Genomic DNA, 20,696 nt, shown 5'->3' on the forward strand with positions numbered 1-20,696 from the left:
AATAGAGAGACCAACAGTATGAAGCCTTATTTAATTATGCATATAAAAATGGGTAAGGTGAATACACCTTACCCATTACATATTATCGTAAAAAAGGATTAAGGTTCTTTACCTGCTGTCTTCAATTTAGCTTAATCTTAAAAAATGGGCAGACTTCTCCCATATCAAGCTAAAACCATTTGAAGAACAGTTGATAAAGTCATTTTATCCTTTCACTCCTTTAACATTTGTTATATTAAGAGTATAAACTACTCTGTTATATTCTATTCTCTATTTTCCCTTTTGTTCCTTCTCCATCTTTTCATATTCTAAAAAAAGCCTCTTAACAGTAATTATACTAAAAACTGTTAAAAGGCTTTTTCTATTTTTTCATATAAGGAGCTAACACACTTAAAATCTCTTCTTTATCCTTTTTTAATTCGAGTGATGTTAACATATCCATCGTTCTCGGCCTAGGTAATTTCACTTGTACCTCGCCAACTATTGACGCTGGTCTTTGAGATAAAATAAATACGCGATCTGAAAGCAAGATTGCCTCATCTAAGTCATGTGTCACCATAACGATTGTTTGCTTTTCTTGATGCCAAGAGTTTAAAAGCCAGCTATGTACTTCCATTTTTGTAAATGCATCTAATTTACCAAAAGGCTCATCCAGCAGCATAATTGGCTTTTCACATAAATATGTGCGCAGAAAACTAATTCTTTGACGCATACCACCAGATAATTCATCTGGATAATGGTCTGCATATTCATCTAGTTGGAACTGCTTTAATGCTTCCATTCCTTCTGTCAGCCTTTGTTTTTTCGGCTTTCCTTCAATTTCTAACGGAAGAACGATATTTTGCAAAGCTGATCGCCACTGTAGTAATAAATCTTGTTGTGGCATATAACTAACAACATCTTGCTCTTGTACTTGCTTATCGTTATACGTTACGTTCCCGCTTGTTGGTTTTTCAACATTTGCAATCATGTTTAATAATGTGCTTTTCCCGCAACCACTCGGTCCTACAAAGGAAACAAACTCTCCCTCTTGTATAGAGGCACTAATATTCTCTAATACATTCTTTCCGTCAAAAGATTTCACTATATTTTTTATTTGTAATCCGCTCATTTTTCACTTGGAAGGAATTCATTTGTAAAAGCATCTTTTACATCGATTTTCTTTTTAATAACTTTGTTGTCATATAAGAAATTCATGTAATTCGTCCAAATTTCTTCCTTCTGTACTCCCCATGCTTTAGCATCATCTTGATACTTCGTACTTAACCATTTTTGGCTTTCTTGAACTAAATCTTTATTTACATCTGGAACAGCTTTAATTAAAATATCAGCAGCCTCTCTCGGTTCCTTAATTGCAAAATTATAACCTTCTGTCGTTGCACTCATAAACTTTTTCACAAAGTCTTTATCTTGCTTCGTATGTTTTTCACTCGTAATAATAACAGGACTATAGAAATCAAGCGCTGGATCTAAGTCCTTCACCATAATCGTATTTAACTCTTTTCCTTGGCGCTTCGCTTCAATACCATCCCAACCGTAATAAATCCATTCGAAATCTGCATCACGACCGATTGATTTAAAGAAATCTGTTTGTCCTAAGATGATTTTTTCAACTTTATTAAAATCAGCTTGATGTTTATCCATAATCGTCTTTAATGTCGCTTCTTCCGCTGGTCCTCCCCAGCCGCCGTAACGTTTACCTTCAAAATCTTTCGGTGACGTCATATTATCTTTCTTAAGCGATGCAAACGCTGAAGTGTTATGCTGAATAATCGCTCCTACAGATACAACAGGAATTCCTTCCACACGAGCTAACGTTACATTTTCTTGTGCGCTTATTGCGAAGTCTGCTTTTCCTGATGCTATCATTTGCTCTGCTGTTACATTGTCACCTGGTTGAATAATTTCTACATCTAATCCTTGCTTTTTGTAATAATCTTTCGTTTGCGCTACATACAAGCCAGTATGATTCGTATTTGGAAACCAATCTAATACTACTTTTACTTTTTGATCTTTACTTGCACTTTCTTCTTTCTTCGCCGGATTACATCCAGCCACACCTACCGCTACTAAGGCAGCTAACATAACTTTCAAACCTTTTTTCATTTTCTGCCGTCCTTTCTATATATCCATGGTGCTGTTATTCTTGCCATAAACTCTACGATAAAATACAGGCATAATGTCACCATAACGATGATTGCTGCAACACCAAATACTCGGGCAGTCAAAAAGGATTTTGTAGCCCTCGTAAGCATAACGCCTAATCCTTCACTTGCACCGAGCCATTCTCCGATAATTGCCCCCATTACGCTATATGTAACTGCAATTTTTAAACCTGAGAAAAAGTATGGAAGCACTGCTGGAAATTTTACTTTCTGGTAAACTTGCCATTTTGTCGCCTTCATTGTTTGTAACAGTTTCAGCATGTTTTTATCTACTGTTTGAAAACCTTCTAAAATACTAAGCGCAATTGGGAAGAAACAAACGAGTATTACGACCATTACTTTCGGCAACATCCCATATCCAAACCAAATAATAAATAGCGGTGCAAGTACAACAATTGGAATTGTTTGCGAAATAACGAGCAATGGATTTATTAAAATACGAAATAACGGTATAACGTCCATAATAATTGCGATGCTCGTCCCCAATAAAATTGCAAAGAATAGTCCAATTATAACTTCCTGCAGTGTTTGCATCGTATTTGGTAATAGTAAATCTTTCATCCCAATTAATTCTTGAACAATGGCAGAAGGCTTTGGTAAAATCCACGGTTCGATTTTAAATAATGAAACAGATCCTTCCCATATCGCAATGAGAAGGATAAGCCAAATAGTTGTAATAAGTTTAGATTGCTTCTGGTTTTGCATATTCATCACGGTACTTCCAAACCTTTTCATCTATCGTTACACCAGTGCTTGGACGATAATGGATTTTAATAGAAGTAATCACTTCTTCTGCTCCAGCATCGACGCAAGCTTGTTGCGCACGTTTAACGACATCAAGAAGTACATCTAATTCTCCTTCCAAAGTTGTTTCCATTGCCCCTACTTCATAACGAACTCCCGATTGTTGCACAACTTCAATTGCTTTATCGACAACAGAATATACATCTTTCGTTTTTGCTTGTGGTACTACTGAAAATGACATTGTAACTTGTTGTGACATAATAAAATCCCCCTTATAAAAATAAATTTCAAAAATAAGAAAAGGCTTTCCTACTGCGTAGGAAAGCCTTGTATGCAAGTTATTACAGAATAACATATGCTACATCACTTTAAGTAACTCCCTACGCTGGCATTATCCAGATCAGGTTGAGGGTCGATGTTTACTTACATCCTCTCAGCCAATTGGCTCCCCGGTCCTTAATTCGTTTTCATTGTAGCATGATTTATTTTATTGAACAAACAAAAGCATGCATAATCATTTCATTATTTTTGGAAAATAACCAACTTTTTCACCATGAGCTAATAACTGCTGAATAAATTCTTTATTAATTGCTGGTACTATCAATTCTTTTTTCTTAATCCATTTATTCGTTCTACGCGTACCCATTACAATTTCAGATTGCTGCGCTCCATCTCCTGCAACTTGAGAAGCAATTAACTCTGCTATTACTTCATTTCCCTTCGCTAATGCAAGTCCGGTATTTACATATTCTGAAAGTGGAACCATTTCAAGATTGTATCCACACTCTCCAATTAGCTGTATAAATTGTTCAAACTCAATTTGATGTGGATGACAAATATGTAACGTCTCTCCTATAATTTGCGAATCTTGCAAATACGATACAATTGATTTACTAGCAAAATCAATTGGTGTGAAATCAACTTTCCACTTCACATTTGGTGCTTTCCCAATTAATAGCATTGTTTTAATAAGACGATAAAATGCGTTTCCTTCAATATTTTGTTGGAACGAACCTGTTTCTGAATGACATGCTAAATTACCTGCACGATAAATATTTCCACGCAAACCATTTTTCATTGCTTCACGAACAATGTTTTCCGCTTGTAGTTTACTATTTGAATATACATTCTCTAAGTCTACACTGTAATTAAAATCACCAGTTTTCATGTATGTATCCCATTGATCTACCGCTAATTCTAACGGGATACCAATTGTAGAAATAAAATGGAATGTAGCACCTTTCTCCGCTAATGTTAGCATACGGCTAGTTCCTTGGACATTTATATTTTCAAATTGTTTTACATCTCCAAAATGTCTTACATCTGCACCGCAATGAATTATCGTATCCATCTTAGAACTGATGAACATAAATTCTTCTTCGCTCATCCCAAGATACTCTTCTCCCAGATCACCAGCTACGGCCTGTATACGCTGTAACCATTCTTCACATATATCATTAAAGTAGCCTGTTAATGTATCTATAATTCTTTGCTGCACATCTTTAGTTGGTCTTACTAAACAATAAATAGTAGCAGATGTATCTCTCAACAATTCATATAATATGTGTGATCCTAAATAACCAGTAGCTCCTGTTAAAAAGACATTTGAAATCTGGTTTTCTTCCAAAACGTTTGCATACGTGATAGTATCTGGTTCGTGAATCACTTTATATTCACGAAATACTTCTTCTTTCTCTACTTTTACTTCTCGCTCAATTCGAGCTAATCCATATATCGTTCTTTCTTTAAAGAAATCTTGAATTGTTAAATGTGAGAAATCTTCTTTTAACAATGTTAAGACTCGTAATACTTTTAATGAATGTCCACCAATTGTAAAGAAATCATCATGCACTCCAACTTTTGAAATTCCTAATACTTCCGCCCAGGCGTTCGCTATTTGTTTTTCTGCTTTATTAGAAGGTGCAACATATTCTTGTAGCCGAACCGGTTCATACTTTTCTTCTAACTGAGCTAACTTCTTAACATCAATCTTTTTATTAGGTGTAAGTGGCAATTCATTAATATAAATTAGTTTAGATGGCACCATATAATCTGGTAATTGCTCTTGTAACTGATAAACTAATTCTGGTATTTCTTTTTTATTTAAAGTTGTATAGAACGCGATTAAATATTGGCTACCTTCCTTACTCTTCTTAGCAAAAACAGCATTTTCTTTTATATTATGATTTTGAGAAATTTTACTTTGGATTTCGCCTAGTTCAATACGATGTCCTCTAATTTTTACTTGATCATCTTTCCGATGTAAAAACTCTATATTTCCATCCTCTAGCAACTTAACGATATCACCTGTTTTATATATATTAACTATAGGATTAAAAGGGTTCGGAATAAAAGCTTCAATTGTTTTATTAGGCTTATTAAAATACCCTTTTGCTAATCCCACTGAATCTATATATAATTCACCAGGTACACCAATTGGACAAAGATTCATATTCTCATCCAAAATCATAACTTGATAATTAGCACATGGTTTACCAATGGGAATACTCGCAACATCCTCATTTAACTGACTAGGTATTTTATAGGTTGTCGTCACTACAGTACATTCTGTCGGTCCGTATACATTATGAATTTCAACATTTGTACCTATTCTTTCTCTCCACAATTTAATAACCTCTACAGGCAACATTTCACCGCCAATCGCAATTCTTTTTAGGGAAGCTAGCTTATATATATCTTCTTCTGCTAAATAAGTTGCTACTTGTCGAACAAAAATTGTTGCTAATGCCAAGATTGAAGTTGCTTTCACTTTATAGATTGCATTTGCAAATGCTTCTACAGACAATCGCTCTTCCTCTAATAGTACATATAAGTTTCCTCCACAGAATAAAGAAGCAAATGACTCCCATACAGAAGCATCGAAACTAAAGGAAGGAAATTGGGCAAATACATCCTCTTCTGTCAATTCATATTGCTTTTTCATCCAAGTATACAGATTAACAACGCCTCTATGTGCTAACATCGTTCCCTTTGGATTCCCTGTTGAACCAGATGTATAAATCATATAAGCTACATCATCACAATGAATAGACAACTTTACATCTATATCTTCATAAGTTTCACTATCATACATTGAAACTGTTTGAACCCCATCACATGTTATAGGCGTCTCTTTCATCAATATAACTTTCGCTTGGCTATCTTGAATAATGTACTGTATTCTACTTTCCGGATAATCTGGATCAATCGGAACATACGCTGCACCAGCTTTTAATATAGCTACCATACTTACTACTGTGTCTATGCTACGTTTCATAAATATTCCAACATAGTCTCCTAATTGGACGCCGTTTTTGATTAACATATGAGCTATTTGATTACTTTTTTTATTTAGCTCCTCATAAGTTAAAGTACCTTCCCTTGAAGATAAAGCTATACGATTTGGAAATTGAGTAACAGTATTATAGAACATATCGACGATACTTTTCTCAGGATATACTGCTGTCGTATCATTCACTTGACTATAAAGTGCCATCTCGGCCTCTGTAATAATATTAAAATTATTTATATGATTACTCTTATTTTGTGATTTATTAATTAAAACACCTTGTATTTGTTGTGCATAACGAGTAATTGTTGTCTCTTTCCAATTAACACTATTAAATATTATTTCTACACTTTGCATATTTTTACTAAATACAAATTGTAATGTATTCGTGTCTTTTAGCTCATAATATGTTTCACCAATAATAATAGGTGACATTTCATATAACGTATTACCGTTTTGAAACTCTTCTATTTCTTCCTCATTCATTTCTTTAATTTGCTCCAGTTGCTCTTCAATTTGTAAATTTAAACTTTCATAGGAGAGAAAATTAGAAACTTCAATAGTAATCGGAAATAAACTTCCTCTTACATGATAAAGCACGACAATATGTTTTTCTTTAGAAATATGATATAACCACGTTGCAGTCGCTCCTATTAAATCTACAATGTGAGTCAAATTTGAAAACAGTTCCGTTTTCCTTTTTATCCTAAGTTCTGTTCCTTGCACATCTTTAGGTATTTTAATACTTCCTTCTACTTTTCCTAAAAATTCTTTTACCATCTCACTATAAGAAATTGCTAATTTCATATTTATGTAAATTCCTCTCTTAAATATAATAAAGGTGTGAAAATTCACACCTTTTTTATCCCTTATTAAAGGGCAGATTCGTTCAATTCATAATCAGTAGCGGAGATACCCCCTTGATTAGAATTGAACTTTCTCCTTATTCGCTTTTAAACTCACCAATAAGCTCTTGTAATTCCTGAGAAAGCCAACTTAAAGAAGTCGCTAATTCTGCAATATCTTGTACTGATATTTCTTGCTCTTTCATGCTTTCTTCAACATTACTACTGCTGTTGGCATAAGTATTTGCAATATGTGATAATTCATTTACGACTTGAACAATATTCTGGCTATTTTGTAAAATATCACTCGAATTACCAGAAACAGCTTTTACTTGATCTGTAACAGATTGCGCTGATTTTGAGATTTTTTCAAAGAAATCTCCGCTACTTTGAACAAGCGAAATTCCAGTTTCTACTTCTTTTGAACCTTTTTGCATGGAAACTACAGCATCTTCTGTCTCAGCTTGTGTTTCACCAATTAATTTCGCTATATCTTTTGCAGACGCTTCAGTTTGTTCTGCTAATTTTCGTACTTCATCAGCAACAACTGCAAACCCTCTTCCAGCTGCTCCAGCACGTGAAGCCTCAATAGAAGCATTTAAAGCTAATAAATTTGTTTGATTTGAAATGCCTGTAATTACAGTTACGATATCACTAATTTCTTTTGACCTTGTTTCTAACGAATAAATGATGGAAGATAAATCTTGTACTGCATTTTGGATTAAACTCATTTGATTAATAATTTGTCCAATCACTTCATTACCTTCAATTGAATGTTGTTCCATACCTTCAGAAGCAACCGCAACTTGTTTTGCAGCCCCAGTTATTTCTTCTACCTTATCTTCCATTCCATGTACAATTCCTAAACATTGTTGTACTGAAGTTTTTTGAGACTGTGCCCCTACTCTTAAACCTTCAATAGAACTTGCAATCTCTTGAACTGCCATGCTGTTTTCCTCTGTACTCGCCGACAATTCTTGTGAAGAAGAAGAAACTTGCTCAGCAGTTTGCCTTACTTTATCTATAATCCCTTTAAATTTTTCAATCGTGTTATTGAAATAAACATTAATAATTCCAATATCATCTGGTCTTTCTTTTAATTTAATACTCAAGTCACCTTCACCAATTTTACGTAACCCTTCTCGTAAATCTTTTAATGGAGCTAACGAGTGACGCACGATAAAGAATTGAGTAATAGTCGCAATTGCTAATGAAATAATGATAAAGAGTAAGCCCTGTATCATAAACTTCTCTTTTGTAATAGGAACAATGGAAGCATCTAAGTCAGCCGCAACAATTGCAACAATATTGTTTTCTCCATCTGTAATTGGTTCTAATATTGTCACCCACGAACCTATTTCATCTTCATATACTTCTGTCATTTGAGCCTTTTTCGTATCAATCACTTTATCGTATGCCTTCATCCAATGAGCGGGTTGTTCATAATAATCTCCCGGCTTTATAGGAAACGCATTTGTTAACTCTGTAGTCAAACCAACGAGTTGTAATTCTCGCTTTTCATTCGGCTTTGCTCCTGTAACATACGTTTGTCCAACGCTTTTCAATTCTTTTGACACTTCATCTAATTTCTCTGTTAACTTTTCTTTTTTCACTTTTTCGGCTGTAGGATCTTTCGCCATGTCTCTAACTAATTCTACATCCAGTTTTTTCAATACTATTTCTCCTGTTTCAATAGACTGCCTTTCAAATAAAGACATCATACTATTTTGAAACATGTTGAAACTTAACGCACCCATACTTCCAACAAGTGTCAAAATAACTAATACGGTTAATAAGACGTTCTTTTGAAGGAACGATAACTTATGCCAATATTTTTTCATTAATATCCACCTTCCTTAATCAACATAAACAAAAAAACAAAATATATGAATATTTTGTTTGAAAATGTTTCTCAATATGTTCGAGAATAAAAAAAAGCCAATGTAAAAGCATTGGCCAAGACCAACCCTATCCGTCCGGTAACTGGCTAGCGTAGCCTTTCGACCTTAGCTCCTGTAGTTTTGCGTCCTCATGTTTCCATCAGTTTGCCTTTCTCGCTGAACGAGTTGAACGATATGGGAGTTCTATGAGAATTAATTTATTCTCTTTCAAAGGTTACAACATATAAATCAAAATGTCTACTTATTTAGAGATATAAATACAAATTTTTAATGCATTGCTTTTTCAAAATAATTTCAAAAAGTACGTGAATGTTACTTTTTTTGTGTTATATAATAAAAAATGTATAAATAACAAGGATTTCTTCGGGTATTTATTTAATTTTCATTCAAATTAAACTATTCGAATATATCTTAACTAATGAATTTCGGAGGTAGTTTATCATGTTTTGGCTACAATTTCTTACCTTGTTACTCTGTATTTTTATTGGTGCACGCCTAGGCGGAGTTGGTTTAGGAGTAATGGGTGGAGTTGGCATGGCAATACTCGTTTTTGTCTTCCACCTACAACCAACCGCGCCTCCTATCGATGTAATGCTTATGATTTTGGCAGTAATTACAGCTGCTGGTGCTTTGCAAGCTGCTGGAGGAATGGACTATCTTGTTCATCTAGCTGAAAAGGCATTACGAAAAAATCCAAAGCGTATTACTTTTTTTGCTCCAATTGTTACTTATTTATTCACACTATGTGCAGGTACTGGTCACGTTGCCTATTCTGTACTTCCTGTTATTGCAGAAGTCTCTCGTGAATCAGGGATTAGACCGGAACGCCCAATGTCGATTGCCGTAATCGCTTCTCAACAAGCAATTACAGCTAGTCCAATTTCAGCTGCCACAGTTGCTCTTTTAGCAATGTTAGCTGACTATAAAATCACTTTATTAGATATTTTAAAAGTGAGTATTCCTTCCACTTTCATTGCTTGTATGTTAGCAGCATTCGTTGCTAGTAAGATGGGAAAAGAATTAAATGAAGACCCTGAATACTTAAAACGATTAAAAGAAGGAATGATTCCTAAGCTTGAAGAGAAAAAAGAATTTGTAGGTGTAAAGGGCGCAAAATTATCAGTTATCCTTTTCCTTGTAGGAACCTTCCTTGTTGTACTTCTTGGTTCATTTGAAGCACTTCGTCCAGGATGGATAGTTGATGGGAAGTTAGCCCGTCTTTCCATGCCGAATACAATTGAGATGGTTATGTTAACTATCGCGGCTCTTATTATTATTTTCTGTAAACCAAATGTAGAAAGCATTGTGTCTGGTAACGTCTTTAAAGCAGGAGCAACAGCAGTTGTTGCTATTTTCGGTATCGCTTGGATGGGAGATACTTTCTTTAATGGAAACTTAAATATGATTCAAGGATCCATTCAGCATTTAGTAACAAGTGCACCTTGGCTATTTGCCATCGCATTATTCATTCTATCTATTTTACTATATAGCCAAGCAGCCACAGTACGTGCTTTAATGCCTCTTGGATTATCACTCGGTATTCCACCAGCACTACTAATCGCTATGTTCCCTGCAGTAAATGGATACTTCTTCATTCCAAACTATGGAACAATCGTTGCTGCCATTAACTTTGATCGTACTGGTACAACAGGTATTGGTAAATACGTATTAAATCATAGCTTTATGATTCCTGGCCTAATTGCAACATTTACTTCTATCGGAATTGGAATGCTCTTAATTTCAATTATGTTTTAAAGAAAAAGCACAAACCTTTATTTAAAAAGGTTTGTGCTTTTTTAATCAAATGTTTGTTTAAATTTTGGGGCAGTCTATTTCTCCATGTAGCACTTAAAATACTACACGTCCTTCCCTACAAACTTCTCTTTACTTCTTCAGCTAATTTTCTCGTACTTTCATACGCAGATTCAGCTAAACTAATTGCTGAAATAACTGAAACACCGTCCGCACCCGCTTCTATAACTGCCGCTGTATTTTCAATTGTAATCCCACCAATACCAACGATTGGCACTGTAATTCCTTGTTCTCTAAAATAAGCTAATCCTTTCGTTCCTTGAACCACTTTCGTATCTTTTTTCGTACTCGTTGGGAAAATAGGTCCAACGCCTAAATAATCTGCTCCATTTTCGATTGCAAAGCGTGCTTCTTTAATTGTATGAGCAGATACACCGATAATTTTATCTCCCATTTTTTCACGAACAGATGTAATTCCTTCATCATCTTGTCCTACATGAACACCATCTGCATCTAATTCAATGGCTAATTCTACATCATCATTTAAAATGAAAGGAACACTATATTCCTTACAAAGCGTCTGCAATTCTTTTGCAAAGCGCACTCTATCTTCTCCGATTAAAGAACCTTCTCCCTTCTCGCGAAACTGAAAAATTGTCACTCCACCATCTAACGCTTCTTTCAATACAGCTAAAGGATCCCTCGTGCAGTTATTACTTCCCATAATAAAATACACTTGCAATAGCTTAGACATTTTATCTATTTCAATGCGTGCCATTTCTTTCACTCCCTCTTACTCTAACTCCTCAATCTTTCCATATTTCTCAATATCACTAGAAGTAGTATTCGCTAACTGATTTAAAAATTCAATTTGGAAACTACCAGGTCCCTTTTCCACGGTCTTAGCAGCTGCCAGTTCCGAAGCTGCACCATAAAACGTTAATGCTGCTACTGCTGCTTTTACATAATCTTTTTCCACTGCTACAAATGCTCCTATTACAGAAGTTAGTAAACAACCTGTTCCCGTAACTTTCGTTAAAATAGGGTGACCATTTCGAATAACAATAGTTCTCTCTCCATCTGTAACAACATCTTCTTTTCCAGTAATGACCGCAACTGTATTTAGTTCATCTGCTGCCTGCCTTGCAATACTTACAACATCGCCATTTCCAGTACCAGCGTCTACCCCTTTAATTTCCCATTTCTCATTAATAACATTTGCTATTTCAGCTGCATTTCCGCGGATAATTGCTAAATCAATTTCAGCCGGAATATGTCTCGCAACTTCTGTTCGATACGAAGTTGCTCCTGCACCAACTGGATCAAATAGTACTGGCACATTGTTCGCATTTGCTGATTTACCCGCGAGTAACATCGCTTCTACTTCTTCAGGACGAAGTGTCCCCATATTTAATACTAACGCTCCAGCAATGCTAGCCATTTCTGCTACTTCTTCTTTTGCATACGCCATTACAGGCGATGCCCCAAGTGCCAACAAACCATTAGCAGTAAAATTTGTTACAACAACATTTGTAATATTATGAACAAGCGGATTAGATTCTCTCACCAAATCCACTACTTTACTAATTTCTTTCATATTCATCCTTTTCATCTCCTAACTATAATGATGGGAGATACACAAAAAGACACTTTGCGCGTACGCAAAGTGCCTGAATATGTGCTTTTACACTCTCCCTACGCTGGCATTATCCAACAGGTTCAAATGGTCAATGACGGACTAGTAGCCATACTCTCAGTTTGTATCCACAAACTCCCATGTGTTTCTTATTCATCTACTTCAAAGTCTACTCTTATTCTAGTAAAATAACAAGTTCTTTACTTTTCTATTTACTGTAGAAGCAACTGATAAAGTGAAACTTTAATCAGTTGGGATTTTGTTAACTCCATTAAAAACAGCTGAAATATGGAGCGAAACTGAATCTCAAGAAGATGTATGCTATATTTAACTTATGGAAATTTGAAAGGATGTTTTTAATATGTCAAAAAGCGTTGTAATCGCTGAAAAACCTTCCGTTGCACGAGATATTGCTCGTGTACTGAAGTGTGATAAAAAAGGAAACGGCTATCTTGAAGGTAGTAAATATATTGTAACTTGGGCTTTAGGTCATCTCGTTACATTAGCAGATCCAGAAAGTTATGATGTGAAATATAAAAAGTGGAATTTAGAAGATTTACCGATGCTACCTGAGCGTTTGAAATTAACGGTTATTAAACAAACTGGTAAACAATTTAATGCTGTAAAAAGTCAGCTACTTAGAAAAGATGTAAATGAAATTATTGTAGCAACAGACGCTGGACGTGAAGGGGAATTAGTCGCACGCTGGATTATCGATAAAGTTAAGCTAAATAAACCAATCAAACGTTTATGGATTTCTTCTGTAACCGATAAAGCAATTAAAGATGGTTTTGCAAATTTAAAACCAGGTAAAGCCTATGACAATTTATACGCTTCAGCAGTTGCGCGTTCAGAAGCTGACTGGTATATCGGTCTTAATGCAACCCGTGCTTTAACGACTCGCTTTAATGCCCAGTTAAATTGTGGCCGTGTACAAACCCCTACTGTTGCTATGATTGCTAGTCGTGAGGATGAAATAAAGAACTTCAAAGCACAAACTTACTACGGCATCGAAGCTCAAACAATGGAGAAGCTCAAACTTACTTGGCAAGATGCAAATGGCAATAGCCGTAGTTTTAATAAAGAAAAAATCGATGGTATTGTAAAAAGTTTAGATAAACAAAATGCTACTGTTGTGGAAATTGATAAGAAACAGAAGAAGTTATTCTCTCCTGGTCTTTACGATTTAACTGAATTGCAACGTGATGCAAATAAAAAGTTCGGTTACTCTGCTAAAGAAACATTAAATATTATGCAAAAATTGTATGAACAGCATAAAGTACTAACGTACCCTCGTACAGATTCACGCTACATTTCATCTGATATCGTTGGAACACTTCCAGAACGTCTAAAAGCATGTGGTGTTGGAGAATACCGTCCCTTCGCACATAAAGTATTACAAAAGCCTATCAAACCTAACAAATCATTTGTTGATGATAGTAAAGTAAGCGATCATCATGCGATTATTCCAACAGAAGGATACGTTAACTTCTCAGCATTCACAGATAAAGAACGCAAAATTTATGATTTAGTTGTAAAACGTTTCTTAGCTGTTTTATTCCCAGCATTCGAATACGAACAACTAACGTTACGCACAAAGGTCGGCAATGAAACATTCATTGCACGCGGAAAAACGATTTTATATGCTGGTTGGAAGGAAGTATACGAAAATCGATTTGAAGACGATGATGTAACTGATGACGTAAAAGAGCAGATTCTACCTCACATTGAAAAGGGCGATACATTAACTGTAAAGTTACTTATGCAAACATCAGGTCAAACGAAAGCACCTGCACGCTTTAATGAAGCAACTTTACTTTCAGCAATGGAGAATCCTACAAAATATATGGATACGCAAAATAAACAACTTGCTGATACGTTAAAATCGACTGGTGGATTAGGTACTGTAGCGACACGTGCAGATATTATCGACAAACTTTTCAATTCTTTCTTAATTGAAAAACGTGGTAAAGATATTCACATTACATCAAAAGGTCGTCAATTACTTGATTTAGTACCAGAAGAATTAAAATCACCTACACTAACTGGTGAGTGGGAACAAAAACTTGAAGCAATTGCAAAAGGAAAATTAAAGAAAGAAGTATTCATTTCGGAAATGAAGAACTATACGAAAGAAATTGTTTCTGAAATTAAATCGAGTGATAAAAAATATAAACATGACAACATTTCAACGAAGTCTTGTCCAGACTGCGGTAAACCAATGCTAGAAGTAAACGGCAAAAAGGGAAAAATGCTCGTATGCCAAGATCGTGAATGTGGTCATCGTAAAAATGTATCTCGTACAACAAACGCTCGCTGTCCGCAATGTAAGAAGAAACTAGAATTACGTGGTGAGGGTGCAGGCCAAATTTTCGCATGTAAATGTGGCTATCGTGAGAAATTATCAACATTCCAAGAACGACGTAAAAAAGAATCTGGAAACAAAGCCGATAAACGCGACGTTCAAAAATATATGAAACAACAGAAAAAAGAAGAAGAACCATTAAATAACCCATTCGCAGAAGCATTAAAAAAATTAAAATTTGATTAAACAAAAAGGTTCCTACCTCTATCGGTAGGAACCTTTTATTTTAGTGAATGATTTTACTTCCTTTTGCATTCTCAACAAATTTTTCACTTGATTTGTTAATTGGTGTTTTCAGTAATAACGCAGCAACAATCATAACTACTACGAAAGCACTTAACACAAGTAAATCTCGCGTTACGATATCCCAAAGCATTCCGCCAACTGTTTCACGAATTGCGCTAATTGCGTATGTGAATGGTAAGAACGGATAAATCGCTTGGAAGAACGCTGGTGTCATTTGGATTGGGAATGTTCCGCCCGATCCTGCTACTTGTAGTACAAGTAAAATGATCGCCATCGATTTCCCAACGTTTCCGAAAATAGAAACGAGTGAGTATACGATACAAACGAAGACTCCTCCAATAAATAAACTAAATAACACAAACCAGAACTTATCGACTACGTACGTACCGAGTAAGAATATATCTCCCATCGATACGATAAACGCTTGTGAAAGACCTATCGTTAAGAATGTTAATAAACGTCCGAAGTAAATTTCATGGCTCTTATAATTCGCGCCCTCTTCGTGTACTTCTACCGTTAATAATGAAACCATTAATAATGCGCCTACCCATAATGCAAGCACTGTATAGAATGGTGACATCGCTGAACCGTAATTCGGCATCGCAAATAATTTATTTTCTTTTAAATTTACTGGATTCGCAAAGTAATCGCTTTGCTTTTCAACATCATTTTTCAATAAACGTATGATGTCTTTTAAATCCTCTTCAGATTCAAAATCACGAATTTTATCTGCTAATTCTTTAATCTTTTTCTCAGTCTCCGGCATTTCAGCTTTAATATCTGCTAATTTCTTTTTCCCGTCTACTAAGCCTTTTGATGAATCTTCTAGTAATTTTTTAACATCTGGAAGCTTTTTGTCTGCATCATTTAAAATTTGAGTTGTATTTTTCGACATCTCTTTTGTACGAGCAATTGCTGTATTGAAATTAGGTACAATTTCTGAATCATACGTCGATAATACATCTGTTAATTGAGCTGATCCGCCCTTCGCAGCGTTGTTAATACTTTCAATTACATCTTTTGTAGGTTTCTGGCCATTGTTAAGAAGTGTAATCCCCTTATTCGTTGCATCTACACCTTTTTGCAGATTACTTTTCGCTTTGTTTAATTTTGCGATTCCATTATTAAGGTTTTTATCACTATTTACATCCGCTAAAACCTTATTTGTACTTTCTAGAACTGGAATCATATCATCAATTAAACCGATTCCAGATTGGAATTGACCATTTAAGCTATTTAAAGCTACTTTCGTTGAATCTAAACCGTTAATACCTCTATTTTGTACATCTTCTTTTGCTTTCTGTAAATCTGCTTTTGCACCCTCAATACCATTTTTTACTTTATCGTAATCTGCTTTTGCATTATCATATACTGCATTTGCATCAACTTTAGCTTGATCGACTGTGCTAACTGCTTTTTTATAATCTGCTACAAACGTTTCATTATAATCTTTTTCAGCTTGATCAATTAATCCATTTGCTGCATCTAATTTTTGATTCGCTACATCTGTTACATCTTTCTTTACTTCTTGTCCTTTGCCAATAACATTTACAATATCTTTAATACCGTTATTTGCATTTTCCATACCTTTTTTAACATTAGTTAAGTGATCCACTCGCCCTTTGAAAAAGCTTTGACCAAAATCAGTAGTCGCCGATTTTTGAAGTTCAGTAAAGAAATTAATAAGATATGAAATACCATCTGTACCAGTTTGTAATCGTTCTGATACCGCATTTAAATCTCTCTTTGCTTGTTCTGGATTAAACTGACCATTTTGCAATCCATTTAAAACACTTTTCCCATAAGCTGTTCCTGCACGTGATGAACTTAAAACATTATTTACTGTTTGATTAATATTTTGCGCTATACTCTTATAACCATCACTATTCAACTTAGAAAGATCTGGTCTCGCTGGGAATTCAGGTAATCCATTCATTCCAGACAAGTCAGGAATATTTAGTTCTACACCTGGATTCATTAAAAAGTCAGTAAATGCAGCTGCACTATCCATAACGCCTTTTGCTGCTACTAAATCATTTCTTATCGTCCCTGGAGCATTTTTTAATGTTTGATCTTGTCTTGCAAAGAACTTATCTAAATTCGCCAATGCTTCCTGCCCATCATTTATGATACTCTCTACAACAGGTAAATCTTTTTGCGCCACTTTCACAATATCCTCTGCTCGAGTCGCATCATCTAACGCCTTATCCATCAATGTATTCATTTCTGGGAACTGCGCTTCTAACTTAAAGACAAGATCTTTTACTTTCTCGATACTTGGTAAGTTTGTTTCTAAATCGATTCCAAGGTCATTGAAGATTTTAAAAATCTCACCGTTCGCTGTTTTAACGAAGTTTTTACTAATTTCTTCCGTAATACCTGATGCACCTTTTGCTGTAATTTTCGGTGCAATCGCATTTACCTTTTCATTTACATAGTAATCAAGTTCTGGTTTCTGTGGATTTTCATCCAGAACAGTTGCAATTTTTTCAGAGAAGTCTTTTGGGATTGTAATGCTTGCGTAGTAATCCCCGCGTTCAACTCCGTAAATTGCCTGCTTTTCGTCTACAAACTTCCAACCAAGATTTTTGTTTTTCTTCAGAGAATCTACAATCTCGTCCCCGATATTGATATCTTTCCCTCTTAAATTAGAACCTGCATCTTGGTTAGAAACTGCAATGGGAACCTCTTTTGTATTTCCATATGGATCCCAAGAAGCTTTAATGTTAAACCATGCATATAACGATGGTAAAATCATTAATCCTAAAACAATAACAATTGCAGCCCAATGTTTGGCTACATTCCGTAAATCTGTCTTATAAATACGCCAAATCTGTTTCATAGAAGTTATCACCTAATTATATATTTTTCCTTCTTTAGAAAATGATACATACATTTTGCAATTATATCACTTTCTACATCGTGTATTAACCAAAAACGTACTATTTTTTCCCATTAACTTTCACTTACTTCATTATATAACGAAGTGAGTCAAAGTATGAATACAAAATGACCAAATCGGTTTTACATTCAATAATAACAAATATATATGAAATGTCATAAAAAATACAAGTATTTTCTCTTGGAAATACTTGTATTCCTAAAAAAAATCCTCACAGCTTTTATTCTCTGTGAGGATTTCTTCTATTATATATCCAATTGAACCTCTACACCGAAATGATCTGAAATTACATTTCTGTTTGTACCATTAAAAATAACTTTTGAAGAATGAACTTTTTTACTTTGGTTACACAATATTAGATCGATTCGCAAATTATGTTTATTTTCATCCCAACCAGCAATCTCACCTTGGACAGTCGTTCCTTCATCCTTCTCTATTGCTAATTCATATGTGTCATACAACCCTTTTTGCATCATATACTCATAACCTTCGCCTTTCAATCGAGCATTGTTATTAAAATCCCCCATTAAGAAGGCGAGCTTATTTCTATCTACACGCTCCATCAAACGATCGACTTGACCTTTGAATGACTCTTCTTCATCATTCCACCAACCGAGATGACAAGAGTAAAACGTTATATCCTTACCATTATAAGCAATTGTTGTACTTACAATTTTACGCGTTTTCCAATACGTTGTATCCTCGTTTTCTGAAATGAAGAACGTATCTTCTTTTATAATATTATGCTTCGTTATAATCGCTAATCCTTCTTCGTACACGTCATAACCAATATGAGAGAAATCCCAAGTAATATTGTAATCTTTTACATGTAGCGCTTTTAACTCTTCTAATAGTAAAAGTCCAAAATTATCTTTTTTCTTGTTACCGCATACATTTTCAGCTTGTATGGACTGACTTACTTCTTGCAATGCGATGACATCGTACTCTTCTTCTTGAATTACTTTAGCAAGGTATTGTATCTTTTCTATTTGATTCTCTTCTTGCCAAGAATGACAGTTTAAAGTTAGCAATTTCATATTATTACGCACCTAACATATCTTGAATGTCTGACTTTAATACGTCAGCTTTCGGACCATATACCGCTTGTACACCTTTGTCTTTTACAATAAGCCCTAAAGCACCATTTTGTTTCCACTGTGCTTCTGGTGCAACAACATCTAAATCTTTTACTGTTACACGTAAGCGCGTCATACAAGCATCTACGTCAGCAATATTTTCTTTTCCACCTAATAAATCGATAACTTTTGTTGCTAATGAACCGTCTTGTACATTTCCTGTTCCTTCTGATGCCTCATCTTCATTATCAATATAGTTACCTGCACGCCCTGGTGTTGGTAAATTGAATTTTTTAATTAAGAAATTAAATAGTGTAAAGTTAAGACCGAAGAACACTAATGAAACAATAACAAAGTTGATTAAGTCTCTTGTTAAACCTGCGTTAACCATCATTGGCGTACGAGTAATTAACTCAATAAATCCAAATGCATGAACACGTAAGTTAATTAAATCAGCTAGCGCGAATGCAAGTCCTGTTGTAATAGCATATACAACATATAATACTGGAGCAATAAACATGAACATGAATTCAATTGGTTCTGTTACACCTGTTAAGAATACTGCTAATGCTGCTGATAAAAACATTGGTTTATATTTTGCACGCTTTTCTTTATCAACGTTACGGAACATCGCAAATGCAATCCCCATTAACGCTGCTGTTGAGCCGATAACTTGTCCAGCTTTGAAACGAGCTGGTACAACGTTATTTAATAAATCGTTATATGCCTTCGTATCTCCATTTGCCAATAAATTATTTAAATCTGTAATCCATGCAAGCCATAATGGATCTTGTCCTGCTACAACTTGTCCAACTTTTGAACCAGTTAGCATCGTATATGTTCCGCCTAGCTCTGTATAGTTCATCGGAATCGTTAACATATGGTGTAAACCAAATGGTAATAATAAACGCTCTAACGTTCCATATACAAACGGTGCAACAACTGGTGCACTATCTTTTGAAGCTGCAATCCAGCGACCAAATTCATTTAACCCACTTTGGATGAATGGCCATAGAAGTGATAATACAATCGCAGTAACTGTAGACCAAAGAATTACAACGAATGGTACAAATCGTTTTCCATTAAAGAATGCTAATGCCTGTGGCAGTTTATTATAGTTATAATATTTGTTATATAGATTAGCTCCTAAGAAACCTGTGATAATCCCCACGAAAACTCCCATGTTTAATGCTGGTGCACCAAGTACAGAAGTAAAGTAATCTTTTACAAGTAAATCTCCTGCTATTACTGAAGAAACTGTCGCTTTTGAATCCGCTAACATTTGAGCGTTTACGCCAAATATAGCTCCTGTAATTCGGTTTGTTAAGACGAATGCTAATAGCGCTGCAAATGCACCACCTGCACGATCCTTCGCCCAAGATCCCCCAATTGCTACTGCGAATAAGATGTGTAGATTTGTAATGATTGCCCAACCGATGTCTTCCATTACGCGAGCAATTGTATGAACTGCGTTAACATCCCCAGCAGACATACCAATTAACTTACCGATGGAAATCATTAAACCAGCTGCTGGCATTACGGCTACAACAACTAATAACGCTTTCCCGAACTTTTGCCAAAAATCAAAAGACGTAATTTTCATCTGTTCTTCCTCCCCTTTATTTATAACAACATAATGATTTAAATTATAATTTCTGTTCCCTTTATGAAAACGATTCCTTATGTTACTTTATTTTTATCTTTACGCAACCGTTTTCATAAATCTATTTTAATAAAAGCGTTTTCACTTTGCAATAGAAATTTATTTTTTTTCA

General features: G+C 35.0%; 13 protein-coding genes and 3 riboswitches. Of the genes, 2 read left to right on the top strand and 11 right to left on the bottom strand.

The window, feature by feature from the left end; genetic code table 11:
• Positions 1-361: 361 nt before the first annotated feature.
• The 6 genes from ACTFRM_RS23785 to ACTFRM_RS23810 form a co-directional block, all read right to left on the bottom strand.
• Positions 362-1,111: an ABC transporter ATP-binding protein gene (locus ACTFRM_RS23785; RefSeq protein ID WP_000016090.1), complete on the bottom strand. Its 750-nt coding sequence runs from the start codon at positions 1,109-1,111 to the stop codon at positions 362-364.
• Complete coding sequence (locus ACTFRM_RS23790; protein ID WP_017657406.1) at positions 1,108-2,106, bottom strand: ABC transporter substrate-binding protein; 999 nt, start codon at positions 2,104-2,106, stop codon at positions 1,108-1,110. Before ACTFRM_RS23790 ends, ACTFRM_RS23785 begins: the two co-directional genes overlap by 4 nt.
• Complete coding sequence (locus ACTFRM_RS23795) at positions 2,103-2,876, bottom strand: ABC transporter permease (protein ID WP_001057166.1); 774 nt, start codon at positions 2,874-2,876, stop codon at positions 2,103-2,105. The genes ACTFRM_RS23790 and ACTFRM_RS23795 overlap by 4 nt, the downstream gene beginning before the upstream one ends.
• Complete coding sequence (locus tag ACTFRM_RS23800; protein WP_000082906.1) at positions 2,848-3,168, bottom strand: MTH1187 family thiamine-binding protein; 321 nt, start codon at positions 3,166-3,168, stop codon at positions 2,848-2,850. The genes ACTFRM_RS23795 and ACTFRM_RS23800 overlap by 29 nt, the downstream gene beginning before the upstream one ends.
• Before the next feature lie 101 nt (positions 3,169-3,269).
• A riboswitch (TPP riboswitch) is annotated at positions 3,270-3,371 on the bottom strand.
• A 52-nt stretch (positions 3,372-3,423) separates the two neighbouring features.
• Positions 3,424-7,005 (bottom strand): non-ribosomal peptide synthetase family protein, encoded by a 3,582-nt coding sequence (locus ACTFRM_RS23805; protein WP_025687830.1) that lies wholly within the window; start codon positions 7,003-7,005, stop codon positions 3,424-3,426.
• Positions 7,006-7,141: 136 nt separating this feature from the next.
• Positions 7,142-8,884, bottom strand: coding sequence for a methyl-accepting chemotaxis protein (locus ACTFRM_RS23810; RefSeq protein WP_000761084.1), 1,743 nt, complete (start codon positions 8,882-8,884; stop codon positions 7,142-7,144).
• A 134-nt stretch (positions 8,885-9,018) separates the two neighbouring features.
• Positions 9,019-9,103: riboswitch (cyclic di-GMP riboswitch) on the bottom strand.
• A gap of 282 nt (positions 9,104-9,385) precedes the next feature.
• Between ACTFRM_RS23810 and ACTFRM_RS23815 the strand changes: the two genes are divergently transcribed.
• Entirely contained in the window at positions 9,386-10,699 is a 1,314-nt protein-coding gene (locus ACTFRM_RS23815; RefSeq protein WP_000498704.1) for an anaerobic C4-dicarboxylate transporter family protein, read from the top strand.
• Between the two features lie 115 nt (positions 10,700-10,814).
• Here the strand turns inward: ACTFRM_RS23815 and thiE are convergent, their stop codons facing one another.
• Complete coding sequence (gene thiE, locus ACTFRM_RS23820; RefSeq protein ID WP_440043630.1) at positions 10,815-11,474, bottom strand: thiamine phosphate synthase; 660 nt, start codon at positions 11,472-11,474, stop codon at positions 10,815-10,817.
• Between the two features lie 15 nt (positions 11,475-11,489).
• Positions 11,490-12,299 carry a hydroxyethylthiazole kinase gene (thiM, locus tag ACTFRM_RS23825; protein WP_001056092.1) on the bottom strand — a complete coding sequence of 270 codons (810 nt, stop codon included), beginning with the start codon at positions 12,297-12,299 and terminating at the stop codon, positions 11,490-11,492.
• 72 nt (positions 12,300-12,371) lie between these two features.
• Positions 12,372-12,484: riboswitch (TPP riboswitch) on the bottom strand.
• A 209-nt stretch (positions 12,485-12,693) separates the two neighbouring features.
• Here thiM and topB point away from each other — a divergent pair.
• The gene (gene topB / locus ACTFRM_RS23830) at positions 12,694-14,883 is read left to right on the top strand and encodes a DNA topoisomerase III (RefSeq protein ID WP_000047295.1); all 2,190 of its coding nucleotides are present in this window, start codon (positions 12,694-12,696) and stop codon (positions 14,881-14,883) included.
• 40 nt (positions 14,884-14,923) lie between these two features.
• Here the strand turns inward: topB and ACTFRM_RS23835 are convergent, their stop codons facing one another.
• The 3 genes from ACTFRM_RS23835 to ACTFRM_RS23845 all read right to left on the bottom strand — a co-directional run bounded on the left by ACTFRM_RS23835 (position 14,924) and on the right by ACTFRM_RS23845 (position 20,524).
• Positions 14,924-17,785, bottom strand: coding sequence for a YhgE/Pip domain-containing protein (locus ACTFRM_RS23835; RefSeq protein ID WP_000810065.1), 2,862 nt, complete (start codon positions 17,783-17,785; stop codon positions 14,924-14,926).
• A 305-nt stretch (positions 17,786-18,090) separates the two neighbouring features.
• Positions 18,091-18,882: an endonuclease/exonuclease/phosphatase family protein gene (locus ACTFRM_RS23840; RefSeq protein ID WP_000771996.1), complete on the bottom strand. Its 792-nt coding sequence runs from the start codon at positions 18,880-18,882 to the stop codon at positions 18,091-18,093.
• 4 nt (positions 18,883-18,886) lie between these two features.
• Positions 18,887-20,524, bottom strand: coding sequence for a PTS transporter subunit IIBC (locus tag ACTFRM_RS23845; protein WP_000705569.1), 1,638 nt, complete (start codon positions 20,522-20,524; stop codon positions 18,887-18,889).
• Positions 20,525-20,696 lie beyond the last annotated feature (172 nt).

The organism is Bacillus cereus group sp. MYBK227-1, assembly GCF_051916325.1.
In the GTDB taxonomy this organism is placed as follows: Bacteria; Bacillota; Bacilli; order Bacillales; family Bacillaceae_G; genus Bacillus_A; species Bacillus_A cereus.

Coding starts and splice junctions, on each gene's coding strand:
- ACTFRM_RS23840 (WP_000771996.1), bottom strand. CDS start 18,882: ATGAAATTGCTAACTTTAAACTGTCATTCTTGGCAAGAAGAGAATCAA.
- ACTFRM_RS23785 (WP_000016090.1), bottom strand. CDS start 1,111: ATGAGCGGATTACAAATAAAAAATATAGTGAAATCTTTTGACGGAAAG.
- ACTFRM_RS23835 (WP_000810065.1), bottom strand. CDS start 17,785: ATGAAACAGATTTGGCGTATTTATAAGACAGATTTACGGAATGTAGCC.
- ACTFRM_RS23845 (WP_000705569.1), bottom strand. CDS start 20,524: ATGAAAATTACGTCTTTTGATTTTTGGCAAAAGTTCGGGAAAGCGTTA.
- ACTFRM_RS23805 (WP_025687830.1), bottom strand. CDS start 7,005: ATGAAATTAGCAATTTCTTATAGTGAGATGGTAAAAGAATTTTTAGGA.
- topB (WP_000047295.1), top strand. CDS start 12,694: ATGTCAAAAAGCGTTGTAATCGCTGAAAAACCTTCCGTTGCACGAGAT.
- ACTFRM_RS23800 (WP_000082906.1), bottom strand. CDS start 3,168: ATGTCACAACAAGTTACAATGTCATTTTCAGTAGTACCACAAGCAAAA.
- ACTFRM_RS23815 (WP_000498704.1), top strand. CDS start 9,386: ATGTTTTGGCTACAATTTCTTACCTTGTTACTCTGTATTTTTATTGGT.
- ACTFRM_RS23810 (WP_000761084.1), bottom strand. CDS start 8,884: ATGAAAAAATATTGGCATAAGTTATCGTTCCTTCAAAAGAACGTCTTA.
- thiE (WP_440043630.1), bottom strand. CDS start 11,474: ATGGCACGCATTGAAATAGATAAAATGTCTAAGCTATTGCAAGTGTAT.
- thiM (WP_001056092.1), bottom strand. CDS start 12,299: ATGAATATGAAAGAAATTAGTAAAGTAGTGGATTTGGTGAGAGAATCT.
- ACTFRM_RS23790 (WP_017657406.1), bottom strand. CDS start 2,106: ATGAAAAAAGGTTTGAAAGTTATGTTAGCTGCCTTAGTAGCGGTAGGT.
- ACTFRM_RS23795 (WP_001057166.1), bottom strand. CDS start 2,876: ATGAATATGCAAAACCAGAAGCAATCTAAACTTATTACAACTATTTGG.